Annotated in this window: 15 protein-coding genes and 1 pseudogene; 10 read left to right on the top strand and 6 right to left on the bottom strand. The window is 44.9% G+C overall.

Going from position 1 to position 16,009, the window contains the following annotated elements; genetic code table 11:
* The first annotated feature begins 183 nt into the window (after window positions 1–183).
* The 5 genes from E8L90_RS24390 to E8L90_RS24370 all read left to right on the top strand — a co-directional run bounded on the left by E8L90_RS24390 (window position 184) and on the right by E8L90_RS24370 (window position 4,072).
* The gene (locus E8L90_RS24390) at window positions 184–1,113 is read left to right on the top strand and encodes a decaprenyl-phosphate phosphoribosyltransferase (protein WP_137031703.1); all 930 of its coding nucleotides are present in this window, start codon (window positions 184–186) and stop codon (window positions 1,111–1,113) included.
* A gap of 115 nt (window positions 1,114–1,228) precedes the next feature.
* A complete protein-coding gene (locus E8L90_RS24385) occupies window positions 1,229–1,585 on the top strand; it encodes an SMR family transporter (protein WP_088909983.1) in 357 nt (118 codons plus the stop codon).
* 23 nt (window positions 1,586–1,608) lie between these two features.
* The gene (locus E8L90_RS24380; RefSeq protein WP_137031702.1) at window positions 1,609–2,049 is read left to right on the top strand and encodes a divergent PAP2 family protein; all 441 of its coding nucleotides are present in this window, start codon (window positions 1,609–1,611) and stop codon (window positions 2,047–2,049) included.
* 27 nt (window positions 2,050–2,076) lie between these two features.
* Window positions 2,077–3,765: a hypothetical protein gene (locus tag E8L90_RS24375; protein ID WP_137031701.1), complete on the top strand. Its 1,689-nt coding sequence runs from the start codon at window positions 2,077–2,079 to the stop codon at window positions 3,763–3,765.
* Between the two features lie 58 nt (window positions 3,766–3,823).
* Window positions 3,824–4,072: a hypothetical protein gene (locus E8L90_RS24370; protein ID WP_137031700.1), complete on the top strand. Its 249-nt coding sequence runs from the start codon at window positions 3,824–3,826 to the stop codon at window positions 4,070–4,072.
* A gap of 677 nt (window positions 4,073–4,749) precedes the next feature.
* On the opposite strand, the gene E8L90_RS30965 is transcribed toward E8L90_RS24370, so the two are convergent.
* Window positions 4,750–4,938 carry a helix-turn-helix domain-containing protein gene (locus E8L90_RS30965; protein WP_229087845.1) on the bottom strand — a complete coding sequence of 63 codons (189 nt, stop codon included), beginning with the start codon at window positions 4,936–4,938 and terminating at the stop codon, window positions 4,750–4,752.
* A 400-nt stretch (window positions 4,939–5,338) separates the two neighbouring features.
* Between E8L90_RS30965 and E8L90_RS24360 the strand changes: the two genes are divergently transcribed.
* From E8L90_RS24360 to E8L90_RS24340, 5 genes and pseudogenes are all read left to right on the top strand, one after another.
* On the top strand, window positions 5,339–6,016 hold the full coding sequence (locus E8L90_RS24360) for a hypothetical protein (RefSeq protein WP_137031699.1): 678 nt from the start codon (window positions 5,339–5,341) through the stop codon (window positions 6,014–6,016).
* A gap of 299 nt (window positions 6,017–6,315) precedes the next feature.
* Entirely contained in the window at window positions 6,316–6,795 is a 480-nt protein-coding gene (locus E8L90_RS24355; protein ID WP_137031698.1) for a hypothetical protein, read from the top strand.
* Window positions 6,796–6,850: 55 nt separating this feature from the next.
* On the top strand, window positions 6,851–7,195 hold the full coding sequence (locus E8L90_RS24350) for a hypothetical protein (protein ID WP_137031697.1): 345 nt from the start codon (window positions 6,851–6,853) through the stop codon (window positions 7,193–7,195).
* Between the two features lie 379 nt (window positions 7,196–7,574).
* A pseudogene (locus E8L90_RS31445) lies at window positions 7,575–7,909 on the top strand (transposase); the annotation flags it as partial.
* 202 nt (window positions 7,910–8,111) lie between these two features.
* Window positions 8,112–8,579 (top strand): OsmC family protein, encoded by a 468-nt coding sequence (locus E8L90_RS24340; protein WP_137031695.1) that lies wholly within the window; start codon window positions 8,112–8,114, stop codon window positions 8,577–8,579.
* Window positions 8,580–8,621: 42 nt separating this feature from the next.
* Here the strand turns inward: E8L90_RS24340 and E8L90_RS24335 are convergent, their stop codons facing one another.
* The 5 genes from E8L90_RS24335 to E8L90_RS24315 form a co-directional block, all read right to left on the bottom strand.
* On the bottom strand, window positions 8,622–9,455 hold the full coding sequence (locus E8L90_RS24335; protein ID WP_167497621.1) for an undecaprenyl-diphosphate phosphatase: 834 nt from the start codon (window positions 9,453–9,455) through the stop codon (window positions 8,622–8,624).
* Between the two features lie 439 nt (window positions 9,456–9,894).
* Entirely contained in the window at window positions 9,895–10,959 is a 1,065-nt protein-coding gene (locus tag E8L90_RS24330; protein ID WP_137031693.1) for a glycosyl hydrolase family 18 protein, read from the bottom strand.
* A 27-nt stretch (window positions 10,960–10,986) separates the two neighbouring features.
* On the bottom strand, window positions 10,987–12,747 hold the full coding sequence (locus E8L90_RS24325) for a polysaccharide deacetylase family protein (protein ID WP_137031692.1): 1,761 nt from the start codon (window positions 12,745–12,747) through the stop codon (window positions 10,987–10,989).
* A 36-nt stretch (window positions 12,748–12,783) separates the two neighbouring features.
* On the bottom strand, window positions 12,784–14,667 hold the full coding sequence (locus E8L90_RS24320; protein ID WP_137031691.1) for a glycosyltransferase family 2 protein: 1,884 nt from the start codon (window positions 14,665–14,667) through the stop codon (window positions 12,784–12,786).
* A 26-nt stretch (window positions 14,668–14,693) separates the two neighbouring features.
* Complete coding sequence (locus tag E8L90_RS24315; RefSeq protein ID WP_137031690.1) at window positions 14,694–16,007, bottom strand: nucleotide sugar dehydrogenase; 1,314 nt, start codon at window positions 16,005–16,007, stop codon at window positions 14,694–14,696.
* Between the last annotated feature and the right edge of the window lie 2 nt (window positions 16,008–16,009).

Genomic DNA, 16,009 nt, shown 5'->3' with positions numbered 1-16,009 from the left:
GCTGCGTTTTCTTATAAACCCCGCTATTATTTTTGGCAATCATTCTTTATCGCAAGTTCACATTTTTTCTGTTATCCTTAAATTTTTATGGAGGAAGTTGTGTTACCATATTACAGGTGTAACCTTCTTTTTACATTTTCCGTCATTAGAAGGTAAGATTCGATATTAGGATAGGAGTTAGATATGGGGGCAACATCAAATTCTGTTAAAGTTGACGTCAAAACAACGCCACGCGTTCGACAAAATATGGTCTACCTATTAGTGAAGCAGCTTCGTCCACATCAATGGACGAAAAACTTGCTTGTCTTTGCTGCCTTGCTATTTTCCTTGCACAAAGTAAGTCCGGATGTCATTGGAAAATCAGTACTGGCTTTCCTGCTGTTTTGTTTTGTATCCGGTTGTGTCTACATCCTCAATGATTTTGTCGATATCAAAAATGACCGAAATCACCCGGAAAAACAGTTCCGGCCCATGGCGTCTGGTGCATTACCGCCAGCGTTAGCATTAGCATTCGGTGCGTTTTTGCTTCTGGGTTCCCTTTTTAGTGCTTATTACTTTGACCGATTATTCGCGCTCGTCCTGTTCGTTTACTTTGTGCTCAACGTCACTTACTCGCTGAAGCTGAAGCATGTGGTCATTCTGGATGTCATGATTATCTCAGCCGGTTTTGTTTTGCGTGCCATCGGTGGAAGTCTGATGATCCAAACGCCGTTCACGCCGTGGTTTTTGCTCTGTACGATGCTGCTCGCGCTGTTTTTGGCCATCAGCAAACGTCGCCACGAGCTGATTTTGTTGCAGCAGGATAAAGGAACGCATCGCAAAGTGCTCGACAGTTATTCATCCGAACTGTTGAATCAGTTGAATACGATCGTGACGACCATGACAATCATCAGCTATTCCTTGTTCACTTTTACTTCAGGACGCACGATTCACTTGATGTGGACCATTCCGCTCGTGATCTTTGGTATTTTCCGTTACCTGTATTTGATCACCGTTGCAGGCCAGGGTGGCAGTCCGGAAAAAGTTTTGTTGCAGGACAAGCCGATTCTCATTACGGTGTTCCTGTATGTTGTCATGGTAGCCGGGATTATTTACGTATTTGAATTAAAATAAGGTTATAAGGAAGTTCAAAAAGTTGTCTTTTGATCACGAAGCAGTCTAGAAAGCCAACTTTTTGAACCTGTTTTGTACATGAAGTTACTTGCATAGATAGGTTGTGGATTAAGCTATGCCATCCATTGTTCTAATCATCATTTCCGTGATCCTCAGTGCGTGTGGACAAGTCGCGATGAAGATGGGCGCATCCTCGCTCACCAGCAACAATGACATGCTGCTACTGAAGTTCCTGCACTATTTCACGAACCTGCCGATTATGGTGGGACTTGCGCTTTACGGGCTTTCTGCGTTTATCTGGATTGCTGCGCTGGAAAAGGTGCAGCTCTCCTATGCTTATCCCATGGCAGCACTCGGATACGTGTTGGTAGCTGTAATGTCCTTCTTGATCTTCAACGAACCGTTGTCCCTTACACGTATTGTCGGTCTGGCGATTATCGTCGTGGGCGTCGTCGTCATTTCTCAGTCATAATCATCACGTAGAGGAGTTTTATCATGTTTTATGCGGTAGCGCCGTTTATCGGCTGGCTTGTGTCCGGAATAACCAAATTTTTGATTAATTACCTTCGTTTTGGGTCCCGGGCCAAAGAAATGGTCGGAAACGGTGGGTTTCCCAGCACGCACACAACCGTTATGGTCACGACTGTGTTTTTGATTGGCTTGCAGGAGGGCTTTACTCATCCTGCATTCGGGCTGGGTGTGGCTGTGACATTTATAGTGATCATCGACGCGACCGGATTGCGCAGAGCGGTAGGAAAACATGCAGAGGCACTCAACAAGCTCGCAAAGGAACATCCGGACGTGTTTCCTACCAAGCCTTTGCGCGAAAGCATGGGACATACCAGATGGGAAATTGCCGGGGGTCTAGTGCTCGGGGTACTGCTTGCGACCGTATTGCATCTGCTGGCAGCGAACCTCCCTAACCTCATTGGCTAGTAGATTCGTAGACAGGAGATTATGTTCATGAATAACCGTACAGCTACGTACTCGTTCCTGCTCGGGACGGCTTTGCTATTGTTTATGGCTACGATTGTGATTAGCACATCGGTTTTATTTTTGTGCGGGGTACCCGTGACGGCCGCCAGCTTTTGGATTGGCCTCGTTGCGACTTTGGCTACGATGGGCGGTATGGTGTCGACCTTCGTACGTTCACGTCGTCGGGCCTGGTTTTTCTCCCTGCTGGCTGGATTGGCGATTGTTTCAGGCATTTGCTACTCCATCAGCGCCAATACGTTTGATCTCTCTTTTGACGGACAAACGTATCATCAAGAAGCAATCGTGAAAATAACGAACGGCTGGAACCCGGTTCATGACCAGCCCATCCTCAAGCCTTCTGATTCAAAAGAAGTGGAGGAGATGGACAATAGAGAGGTTCTCTCGGCCTTTCACCTGTGGATCAATCATTACGCCAAAGGTCCTTGGATGCTCGATTCGGTCATGTATAAACTGACTGGTCAGATTGAGGTTAGCAAAATATTCAACCTGTTGTTGATTGCCTCGTCCTTTTTCCTGACACTCGCAGCCATCCGAACCGCTTTCCCAGAGAGAAACGGGGCGGCAATTGCCTTCGCGTTGCTTGCGGCGTTCAATCCCACGGTGATTACGCAATCGACTTCCTTCTATATTGACGGACAGCTCGGCTCACTCGTGCTCATCATCTGCGCTCTCGGTTATCTGCTGTACAAGCGCTACCATGCCTGGACGCTACTAGCGCTATGCGCGACGCTCATGCTGCTGGCCCAGATCAAATTCACGGCATTGGGGTATGCCGGATTGCTCGGCTTGACTATTCTTGTGCTCTTCTTTTTCTATGATCGCCGCCAGCACATCAAAAGCTTGCTCGTGTGGCTTTCGATTAGTCTGGTTATCACCGTAGGGGTTGTTGGGTACAATCCGTATGTCACTAACACGCTAACGAAGGGACATCCGTTTTATCCGTTGGCGGGCAAAGGTGCCGTTGATATCATGACCTCAAACAGCCCGCATGGCTTCAAAGACAATTCCAGCATAGAAAACCTGGCTATCTCCTTATTTTCCAAAACGGAGAACATCGCAACACCCCATAGCCCTACATGGAAGGTGCCATTTACGGTCACATGGAAAGAGCTCGCTGTGTTCTTCTCTCCCGACGTGCGTGTAGCCGGATTCGGACCGCTTTTTGGAGGAGCTGTGATTGTCACATGCCTGATTCTCGTCGCCTTGCTTTTGGGGACTCATCGAAAAAAAGCGGCACCTTTCTTGTGGATCAGTCTGGCGCTCTTCGTGACCGTGCTTATTAATCCGGAAAGCTGGTGGGCGCGCTATGTTCCGCAGCTCTGGTTGATTCCGCTCCTGATTGCGCTAGTAGTCTGGGATATCCAGAAGGGCTTTTTCCGCCATGCGGGCAAGGTTCTGATCGTCATTTTACTCGCCAATATGGTGATGGTAAATGCTTCTCATATCATTGGACAGTCTGGCGCCAATGCATTAGTGGAAAAGCAGCTTGAAGAGATTAAGGCAAGCAACAAAACGCTGGTCGTAGACTTCCACCATTTCAATGCGGTGAAAGTACGTCTGCAAGAAGCGGGCATTCCTTTCGTCGAGCAAAAGCTGGATAAAGGCGAAAAGGTCAAAGGCTTTGTTGGTGCAAGAGCTGTTTACCTGATGAAGTAATCATAAAAAACGAGCGAACTCCTGTGAGTTGCGCTCGTTTTTTATAGGTGGATTAGTTTTGGATCTTGTCAGTCAGGTCGTCGATGTGGGACAACGGCTGATTTACTTGTTGCAGAGCCTGAATGACTTGAGTTTGGGTGTTATTTATTTGTTGCTGGAGCATTTGGAGTTGCATCGCTGCAGATGGATCGGGGTTTTGCAGCATTTGTGTGAATCGCGCCAACTGTTGCTCACAGAAGTCGAATTGCTAAGCGACAGTGTTTTGAAGCAGTTCGGAAAAATTGGTTCATGCTTTGCATCTAATTAACACCCAACCAAGAAAATGGTTTGGGCTGAAAAATTATCGTACTTGGGTTGACAATTCATCACGTGATTTAGTAACTAGGCGAGTAATTTTTATAGATTCAAGAACAAATTCGTAGTAAAATTCCCCGAATTCCTCCAAGTGTTGTTCAACAGCAACGAATTTATTTAAGAAGAAAAAAGAGTTGATCATGGCAAGATAAGCACTAACCTTTAACTCTGTGTCAACTGTTTCGAGTGCAAGTCCAGACTCACATAATTCAATGCACTGATTATACTTCTGGGTGTTATAAGCATGGAGCGTATTCTGAAAAAATAGGTAGTTTTTTTCCTGAGGTCCAAAAAGTCAGTATAGTGAAAAATCTCTTCGCCCGTTCGAAATGTTTCTTCTAGCCTTTTGAGATCATTTCGTTCGATTCTAATAAAGCTTTGGCAATGTATTTGGGCTCTCCACCCTGTCGAGCGTAGTTTTTTGCGATGACCTTGTAGAGTGGTAGCAATATTTCGTTTTTTGTTACAGTCATAGCAGTGTAATTACTGAATTGATAGAGTTATTACAACACTCTATCAATTCAGCAATTTCGAAATTGAAGAATTTTCAAGGATACTTTGTACAGTAATGAATAATACTTACGCTGAATGATCTCTTGAAGAATCTCAAATAAAGTGTGGCTTCTATGTTCACGGTCTATATATTTGGATAATTACTTCAAACGTATACCCCAAAACCGATTCTAATGCTTTCACTGTTTTAAATGCAGCGTGTTCTGTGTTCCCACTCTCTAATTTTTGGAGTACACCCCTACTGACACCAGTTCTGGCCTCCAACTTAGCGAAAGAGAGGTTGCTATTTCTTCGGCATTCACACACAGCATATCTCCAATTGATTTTTTCTGTACGTTTATCCTTCCGATTACATAAAACCCAAATTTTGAATTTAATCGAGTAGGAATATAACAAATGATTCAACACTGTTCAACAATAACAAACAAGTTTCGATCTTGTTTGTAAAGTTATGTAGAAATTTGCAAGATATATAAAGTTAAATTTTTCCTAATTGTTTGATATATTAAAAACAGAGAGGATGATACTATTCAGGATAGGGAGAGTCGATGAATGGGTAGAAGTTAGCAATAAATTCTTTTTATAATTTCCCAAAATTCCCGTAACAACTCCATGAGGTTTTCACGCAGGAACCTTACCAATAACAGTTTGAAATCATCATTAGTGATAAAGGGGTATCATGACATTACTATCAGGATAAAGAAGCATGGAAGCAGATTTCGGGTTTGCTTTGAAAAATTTTAAAATAAGGGGACAATACAAAATGAATAAAAAATTATTCAGTTTATTGGCTACGCTATTTATGTTATCTATGCTCTCTAATGTTGCATATGCGGAAACTGACTTTAACTTAACCAGTGGTTCAGAGGGCTCAATGAAAAAATACTATGCTAACAATACTCCTTTTATCTCCGATCTTAGTGTGGACCACGAGATATATGAATATGAAGTTAGAAACACCAGCAATCTCAACTCTCGTGAGTTAGTAAATGTGTTGTACAGAGGAAACGGTGGAGCCGATGTACATGCTAGGGTTTTACATATGTTCGATAGAAATTACCTTCGATACCATGGCTTTACTTGCTATTATGGTAATAGTAATTCATGTCAACCTGATTATATACAACCAACAAATGTTGTTATATCACCGGGGAATCAATATGATGTAGTTGAACATTGGTTTGGGGCATTCAATTCCTCAGAGTCAATTAGGTACAATGATTACGGAGGCGGTATGCATTATGAATACTTAAAACCAAGATCCAGTTATAATTGGAATGAGTTCCCAGGTAAAACTCATACAAAAGTTATTGCTGGTGGTAATGAAGAAAGATCGCTAAGAAGTATTTTTTGGTCAAGGGGCACAGTAACGCTTAATCCTTGAGTGCTGATTTTTCCTAATAGATAATGCATGAGTTAATTTTCATCAGTTCCAAACACCAAAGTTTCAAGATACGAGAAAAGGAGTACTTCCCCAAATCTAAAACTTAAAAGATTGGCTGACTACAATGCCCATTATATAACAAGTTGATATACAAAATTTATTTGAGTTGGAACCTCCCCAACGTTTCGAAGCGATTTTTCTCACTCTTGATATCGAGCCTATTTTTTACTCCATTTCCAATCTAGCTAGAATGTAATTTTCTCGTTTTGCATATATAAACTTTTAAGGAGGAGTACGCAGTGAAGAAAAATGTTTTTTTAGGATTAGCAGTTGTTGTCTTAATAGGGGGACTAATTTCTGGGGGCAGTAATACAAAAGCCGAAAATGAATCACAAACTTTGGCTATTCAAGAACCAGAAATTATTGTAGGTATTCCTGTAACGGTAGTCGATAAAAACAGACAAGGGGTTTATGTTGGTTTGACAGGACTTACTGTTCCACTATCTGATGAAGTTTATGAGATTCTGGAAGAAATAAATAAGTTCGGTGGTCTTCAAGAATCAACGAAGATAATTGATATTAAAGATGATGCCGGTAATGTAGTATTAAAAATACCCGAAGAATTAGAAAGTGAACTAAAAGATAAGGGATCAGAATTAATATTAAAGCATAACACGAGTGTGCAGGAATATATGGGGGCAAAAAATATTTCTGGAAAATTCCATCTTAACCTTAATCAAGAGTGGCCGTTACAAGAAAATAGTATAGATAAATTTTAACAAAGAAAAGAAGGCGAAAAATCGCCTTCTTTTCTTTCAGAGGGGGATTTCTATAATGAAAACCGGCTTAATTTCAAGTCTGGTTACGTCGGCTTTGATCCTATTGTATGCATTCTATCAAAATAGCATATTAAAAACGTTCGTATTTTATGAGTTTCTTGTTGGTGTGATAGGATTCGTGTTGTCCGGGGTTATTTTTAGTTCGTATTTAGGGCTCGACCGTAAGCGCATGTCTAATGCTGATTCTCCAAAAGTTTTTGGAGAAAATCATATTAATAAAGAAGCATTGAGAAATGAAAATGATAAAGTAAAAAATATGTCTATCGTGTTTTTCTTTTTTAGCCTGATTTGCTTTTTTATTTCATTGGTGACTTATCTCATATCGACGTTGTTTTTATAGATAATCAGATGTCTCTTTGAGAAGATATGTAAATGTCAATCGAAATGTTGACTGCGTGCTCATCAAAAAATTGACCACCAGGACAAAATGAATTCACCAGTTAGGTGGGTAACTTTTCAATTATTTAGCTCAAGAATAACGTTGACGTGCTAATTTCCCGTTTCACTATATTACTGGGGCATTGACGGTCGTCTTGCCGCGAAGAGCTAACGCCTTTAAAGTATTATTCGCGCTTCCGTCCCCTAGGGAAACGGGGCTGTCCCAAACGTCATTAAAATGACTGTGGGATAGTCCTCTTTTTTCAAGAAAAACAATAAAGTAATAGCCTCTTTTTAATAAAATGGAATACCACCCACCATTTTCGAAAAGGTCGATTGCTCTGTATATTCAATATAACATGGATCAGCTTTGGTTGCCGATGAACCTTGAAGCGTGGATTCCACCTCATCATACCCTAAGGATTATCAATGATGTCGTAGAACGTTTGGACGATGCCATCTTATTCAATGTTGCGTATGCTTATCCAGGAGACAGGGACAGCTATCATCCGAAGATGATGACAAAAGTACCCATCTACGCCTACTCGCAAAAAATATATCCGTCTTGTCAAATCGCTAAGGCCCTATCCGACAACATCTGGCTTGCTGCTCGGCAACAACCTGTTTTCGTACGATCAATCGGTTTCATTCCGAACGAATGAAAAATGTGCTGGACGCGTACGGTTTACCTTTTGAAATAAAACATATAGGGGGCGTCTCTAAGTCGGAAAATCGACTTTTGGGACAGCCCCTTTTTATTTCTAGGGTGTGTAGCGGACGAGACACCAGCTTGCGCGAATGTAAAAATTTTCATAACGATCATTGGGAAACTATGGTAGAGTTTACTTGTATTGATTATCTAGAAGGGAGTGTGCATCATGCCTGTTGAAACATTCAAAGCAACTGCACATCTACAGAAGGGAATGGTTGTGAAGGCCAGTTCCAGAAATTTCGAGATAACGATCGATGAACCGAAAAGCTTGGGGGGAACGGATACTGGGATGAACCCGGTTGAACTGGTACTCTCCGCATTAGGCGCCTGCCAATCTATCGTTGCTAGAGTCTATGCCAAGAAGTTTCAGATTCAACTGGACGATTTTTGGGTGGAAGTCGAAGGCGATCTCGATACGGATGGCTTCATGAACAAATCTGATGTCCGACGCGGGTATTCTGAAATCCGATACACCTTTCATATCAAAACGGATGCCCCTAGAGAGCAAGTGGAGTCTTTTGTGGAGTTCTTGGAACAGACATGCCCGGTTGGAGATACGATTGGGAATCCTGTCACTCTTAAATTAAACGGTATTGTTATTGAAAAACCGAGCGAGATAAAGGCGAATGATTAAAATAAGGCTCCCAACTGGGAGCCTTTGTCGTACTTTTGATTTTTACATAAACACAAAGTAAATAACTGCTGCCAGCACCAAGCGGTAAATCGCAAACGGTGTCAGCTTAATTCGGTTAATCAGCTTCAAGAAGAAACGGATCGACAGAAGCGCAAACACAAACGCGCTAATAAAACCGACGACGAAAAACGGAATGCTGTCCATCGTAATCGCATCCCAACGCTTCAACAGCGACAAAAAGCTCGCGCCCGCCATGATCGGCACGGCCATAATAAACGTGAAGTCTGCCGCCGCCCGATGGCTCATGCCCAACAGTACGCCCCCCGAGATCGTGGAACCCGAACGGGAAAAGCCAGGCCACAGAGAGAAGCATTGAATAAGTCCGACCAGAAACGCTTGCTTGTACGTAATTTGGTCAACCGACTCGATCTTGGCACGTCTTGGTCGGAACCAATCAGCAGCCAACATGAGCAAAGCGCCCAGCACCAGACCGATTACCACAGTCTTCGTCGAGAACAAATACTCATCGATGTAGTCGTCAAACAGAACACCCAGAATCCCCGCAGGAATCAAACCGACAATAACCGTAACCAAATTCAGCCGAGGTCCTGCCGGAATCTCACGCTTACCAGCCAGTCTGTTGAGGCCGAGCAAGCTCATGAACCGAGCCCACATCACAACCACAACAGCCAAAATCGAGCCGAGCTGAATGACAATTTTGAAGGTGTTGGCCACTTCAGGTGAAAACAAATCCTTCGTTTGGAACAAAAAATCATCCACGATAATCATGTGACCCGTAGAGGAAACAGGGGCAAACTCAGTTAAACCTTCCACTAGCCCCAGCACAATCGCAACAAAAGCTTCCCAGAGACCCAAAAACTCCACGCTCCTATGAATGATGTCCAAAATCATATGTAGCAGCCTCTCTATAAAAGAGCAGACTACCGCTTCTAGCATTATAACGTGCATCTCCGGTACAAAGTACATCATGATAGAAAAACATTCTAGTAAATTCCGGTTAGATTGTCCCCATAGTGGTAGCCATCTTGCTTTTCCATATTCATTCTATCATTGAAAGATGTGAATCAAGAGCTGCGTAGGAAGAAGCGAATTTTCAGTCCAAGCGCCTCTGGAGCCCAGCCTAGCTTCGGAATAAATGGCGGGGAATTTCAGCTTCACTTATGAATGACATCCTCGAAACTTCTACGTTTGAAGCGCTCCCGCCATTTATTCCGAAGCGGACAGTCAATCCCCCCTTGCGGGGCGTAGGCCGAAGCGTAGACTGGAAATTCGCTTCTTCCTTCCACTACACCCCCTACCGATTCACATATTGCAATGTCCCTTCCCCCATGTCACCAAGTCGCCAAAGCGCGATTTTCTCAATACCCGCTTTCTTTGCAACCGCAACCCATTGAGACAGCGTTTCTTCATCCGCATACCAGACTGTATGCTTTTTGCCGTCTTCACCCATATAGTCAAAGTACAGACTGCCGCTCGCATTATCCCTTTTTGGCGGCTCGATACTGGACACAGCAAGGTCTGCTGCCTGCTTTTCCGTTAAGGCCGTCACTTTTCCATCACTAGCCCAGTCAAATCCGCCTACAGACAGGGCCATGACCTTGTCACCCGGCACCTTTTTCATTCGATGGGCAAGCTCTTCAATAAATGGATGATCGGCTTTAGGGCCCGGCTCTGTACTCGTACCGTACAAATTATAAGCCATCATGACGTAAGTAGGGCCCTTTGGCAATGCCAAGTCTTCAATCGGCGCGCGCGGCTCCAATACGATGCGAAGCGACTTTCCCTCCTGCTCCATATGCTGATACAAGGTATGGATAAAGGTAAGGAAGTTGTCCCAGTCTTTCTCGTCAATTCTCTCATAATCGATCTCTAAACCATGAAAGCCATTCTGGATCACGGCATTCTTGATCTCCATAATGTGCTTGGTACGGCTTGCATCTGTCGCCATAAGCCGGCTGACAATCGACGGGTCCTTTTGAACCTGCGTACCATCACTGTTAAGACGATCATTCACAATAGTTAAATCGAGGTCGACATAGCTGCCCTGCTTCGATGCCTCCTTGATCGCAGGCATCGCCTTGGTCATGCGATCAGTAAAGTGCAGCTTGTCATTTTCATCAAAATACGCCGCGAAGACCTGCACACTGGACAAGCCATCCGTCATCCTGCGGAAATCCTCCAAACCGGATTCCCACTGCCAGTCTACCACCCAGGCAGACAATTCCGTCGTGTTGTTAGCCGCATCTACACTCTCCAAGCTATCGGTATCATTCCATTTCATCATGTACCATACGAGAATGACACACACTACTATCAGAAGCGCTGTCAAAATGATCGATCGTTTCTTGATGTTTGACACCTTACACTGATCCCCCTTGTTTCGGATTTAAAAGGTGTCGATGACCCAATCCATTGCGGCAGAAATAGCTTTCTTGATCGAACTGACGACTCCTGCAAGCCCTGTCTGCACATTGCTGAACAGCATCTGCTGCTCACCATTCGGTTGCGCCAAGGACTCTATCTTTACGTCCGCAAACACCCCGTCATAAATGTCGTCCTTTTTGTTCACTTCACTGTAGGCCGCTCCCAATGCAACACCACCGCTGCTAATGCTTGGGTCGATCTGTTGCTTGTCCAAGAGCAGTGTCTCGTCCACGGAAACACTGAGACGGTCGCCTTGAACAGTAATTTCCATTGGGCGCGTATTTTTAATGTTGATCGGGTATTTTTCCAGCTCGGGAGCACCTGACTCGCCCTGCTCTCTCGTATAAACAGAGGCACGGTCGAAGGTCAAATCCTCAGGATTCCAAATCACTTGGCTCAATTCCGACTTGTATAGCTCCTGAACTTCTCCTTTTTCCTTCTTCTGCTCGACGCGCAGCTCATTATCATGCAGGACAACCCGAACAAAGCTGCCTTTTTCCCGATCATCGCGCAAATAAATGGACTGTTTGCCGATTACATTCCCTTCCAGCTTGGCAGAAAGCTTGATATCCTTCTGACTGTCGCTGTTTTTTAAATATAACATGCCAGAGCCAGCAGCTGGAGAGGTCAAGACGATCTGATCCTCCATAAATTGCGCGGTGCCACCGAGACGGTCCCACTCTTTGGCTTGCTCTTCATCGCCGCGAACGAAGCGAATCTTCTCGTCGGTGTCTTTTTGGATGCGCATCAACAAATGATTGGTGTACCAGTACGGCTCTGGCTGCACGCGGGTCAGGTTGTACAGATCGCCCTCGCTGTCGTTGTAGGCGGTTCCTTCCCGGTTAAAGTGCATCGTAAAATACTTTTTGATATTCACGTCGTTCGCATCCGCTACCAGGCGATTCATGCCGCTATACAAGGTGTTCGCATGCATGATCATATAGGCACCCGGGACAAAGCCCAATTGATCCATATACGTATCATTCATCAGCTTGTAGTCTTCGTTGATTCTCGCTTCCATCTTGCTTCTGTCTTCCATCGGGATCATATTACTGTCCCGGACAAAGTCCATCAAGTAGTGGTTGTAGTAGCCTACCTTTGTTTTGTTCGTTAATTCACTCTCATCCTTTACCCCGATGAAATTGCCCTGATCATCAAACACATTGATATACGTCAACCGATAGCCGTTGGAACCTAGCTCCCAGAAGCCAGTTTCCATCATTTTTTTCATGTCTTCCGGTTGCAGAAATTTGTTCTCGCTGTTCCCCATCTTGTTGCCGTAAGACAATGCTGTTGCTTTGAAGTTGTACTTCTCCAAAAGCGGCTGGGCAAACAAGCTCGAATCGTTGCGGCCATCTTCAAAGGCTAGGAACAGGGCCTTGTCAGGAAGTGGCTTCTTTTTTTTGTAAAAGTCCAAGATATCTTGTTGCGAAATCGTTTGATAGCCTTGATCGTAAAGCGCCTGAAGCTGCTCGTCCAATTGCTTCTTGGCTACCAGCTTCGGTGTACCCGAACGACCCACGCCAAAATAGGAGATAGTGATAAAGCCTTTTTCATTCGTCCAGCTCGCTTTATTCGGTTCCTCGTACTTCTTCCAATCAAATACGGCATTGAATAACATGACGCCCAAGACGACTAGGATAGCAAACTGGATCAGCGTCTTGATGAATTTATTGCGATCTTTTTTCCGATAGTCCAAGACATCGCTCGTCGTTTTCCCCATAACTCCTGACACCCTCACTCCCTTTGTCTTTCCCTCTTAAAACGGCAGTCCAAAGCCTTTTTTGTTCTTCTTTCGGGCTTCTTTTTTCAATCTCGCTTCGACGTCCTGCGGTGTTTCTCGCGTACCCCAAGTAGATTTCCAGAATGTCACCCAAGCCACAGGCATCTGCCACAACAGCACCAGCTCATAAAACACACAAAAGACAATCCCGAAAACCCACAGCTTGCTTCTGCGGAAAAACAGATGGGCCAAGCTCATTAAGAGCGCCATCAACAGCAAGCCCATTAAAAACGTACCCGGGAAAATGTGATGAACGAGTGGGACGTATCCGAGGTTGTACAATACGATGATGGGAGCAGCGATAGGAACAATCAGACCAATGTAAAAGAAGATCGCCATAAAAGGCTCCTTGCGCCAAATAAAGCCACTGGCACGCAAAGATTCCCTCAACCACGAACGCTTCCAGCGCATCTGCTGCTTCAAAAATACGTTCATGTCTGACGGCACAATCGTCGAGCAAATCGCAGAATCCTGATAGCCTGTCCGATGTGTTCGCAAAATAAAGTTGGTCATGCTTCGGTCATCGCCAAAAGTGGCGGGCTGCCCGAGAAACTTCTGATTCAGCCATGCTTCGGAATGCTGCAGAATCAATTCCTTGCGATAGCAAGACAACGGTCCAGACAAGCAAGTGACACTGTCAAACCACGACTCAGCCGCTTTCATGATGCGAAAAGCAATGTAGTAACGAACGGTTTGCAGCTTGGTGATCGCGTTGGTGAACTTGTTTTCCACATCCGTACGCCCTGCGACACCACCCATTTTGGGGTCTTGGAAAGGCTGTACGAGGTTGCGAATCGCAGTCGGTTCCAAAAAGCTGTCTGAATCAACGAAGACAACCAAATCGTGCTTGGCCATTTCCACACCTTTTACCAAAGCGACCCGTTTCCCGCCGTTTTCCGGAAGAATGTGCATCTTCACACGCTCACGGGTCATATAGCGCTCCGCTTCGTTATGAACCATATCGATGACCTTTTGAATCTCTTCTACTGATCGGTCCGTCGAGCGGTCGTCTACCACGATGACCTCCAGCTTATCAATCGGGTAGTTCTGATTCACACAACTCAAAATCGTCCGGTGAATCCACTGCTCTTCGTTGAAGCAAGGAATAATGATGCTAACGCCTGGTGTATAGTCCGGATTGACGGGAACCTCCCGATAAAGAGCACCGAATAAATACCGTGTCAGCAAAAAGGCAGCAGCAATCAAGCTGTACAAATATAAGTACACGTTGTATTTGAAATAAATCACGCTCTCCGCGCGCATGAGCACGATAAACGTCGCAGCGAAAAACAGGGAAGCACTTGCAATATAAATGGCGTATCCCCAGCGTTTTTTGCGAAAATACTCAGTCAGCGGTTTGGAAAACTCGAAGGCGAGCATGCACTTCTGACGCCCATCCTCTTCCTGCGCAAACCGGCGAACGACGGTTGCATCCAGCTTCACCGTTGACTCATAGCCTTCTGGCATTGTGCCGGGCGGGATTGTGCAATGGATCATAAACACTTGTCCCATCTGGATGTCTTCCATCTCTGAATCTAGTTCAACTAATAGTCCAGTCGAAGAAATGTCCACGGCTCTGGCCTTGATTCCATCCTTGACCCGCTGTTTCTTGGTCAACAGCGTCACTGGAAAATCCGCCATGTAGCGCAGACTCAGCATCCGAATGCGATCCAGGTATTCCGGGTCCTCTAGCATTCCTGACTCATTCGTATCTCTAGCTCCACGGCGGTCCACTTGGACACGAATTTTCTCCGGGTCTGGCACATTCGATAGCACGCGCCTCTCCGTTTTGGAAACCGTCAGTACTTCTTCGATTTTCTCTTTCTTTTTGGGCTTGATTTTCTCTATCAACTGTTTCATCACTGTCGCTCTCTCCCCTCCACTGCCTACAAGCTCCAGTAATGAAATCCACTGTTTTCAAAGGCAGCTTTGGAATAAATCTCTTTTATATCGATCATGATTTTTGCTTCATTCTTGCTGTACATCGCGGCAAAATCAGAGACTTCCATCTGGGCAAAGGCAGCATGTGGTACCGCTACAACCACTATGTCCAAGTCGTGGAGAGCCTTCATCTCTGACAGCTCAATGCCGTATTCCTCGTATGCCTCCCGAGGATTCACCATCGGGTCTACGACCAACGGATTCATGCCGTATTCTTTCAATTCCTCAATAATATCCGTCACCTTGGTATTTCTGATATCTGTGCAGTCCTCTTTGTATGACAGACCTAATATGCCGATCCGTACATTTTGAAGATCGAGCTTCGCGCGAACTGCCATTTTAATGATTTGTTGGGCGACATACTTCCCCATGCCATCGTTAATGTGTCTGGCCGCCAAAATAATGCGGGAGCGATAGCCACTGTCTTCTGCTTTGTACGTTAAATAGTACGGGTCGATCCCGATGCAATGCCCACCGACCAAGCCAGGTGAAAAAGGGAGGAAGTTCCACTTGGTTCCTGCTGCTTGCAATACGGCCTTTGTCGGAATATCCATCTGATTGAACAGCATCGCCAGCTCATTCATAAACGCAATATTGACATCCCGCTGTGCATTTTCAATGACTTTTGCCGCTTCTGCTACCTTGATGCTTTCTGCTCGATAAACGCCTGCCTTGATCACGAGCTCGTAGACGCTTGCTACGATTCCCAGTGTTTCTTCATCCATCCCCGATACGATCTTGACGATGTTTTCCAAACGATTTACCTTGTCTCCCGGGTTGATGCGTTCAGGAGAATAGCCAATCTTGAAGTCTTCCCCACAACGCAAGCCTGATTCCGCCTCCAGAATCGGCAAGCAAACATCTTCGGTTGCCCCAGGATAAACAGTCGATTCAAATACGACGATTGCCCCTTTTCTCAACTGTCTGCCCACCATGCGGGACGCGCTTTCTACATATTTCAGGTCGGGAACATTGCCACTTTTGACCGGAGTAGGCACTGCCACGATAAAAAATCGCGCTTCCTGCAATCTATTTTCATCTGAAGTGAATGCAATAGCAGCGTCACCCGTCAGCTCCTGATCCACGTCCGCATCATGAAAGTTTCCCTTTTGATAGGCTGCTATTTTCTCTTTGTTTACATCGAATCCAATCACAGAAGCACGTTTGGACAGTGCCATCGCAATCGGCAAGCCTACGTACCCAAGACCGACGACAGCAATTTTTTCCTGCCTCTCCACAATCCCTTCGTACAAATTCATAA

It is taken from the genome of Brevibacillus antibioticus (assembly GCF_005217615.1).
In the GTDB taxonomy this organism is placed as follows: domain Bacteria; phylum Bacillota; class Bacilli; order Brevibacillales; family Brevibacillaceae; genus Brevibacillus; species Brevibacillus antibioticus.
Note: the sequence above shows the minus strand (reverse complement) of the source record. Positions and strands in the feature narration are given on the sequence as shown.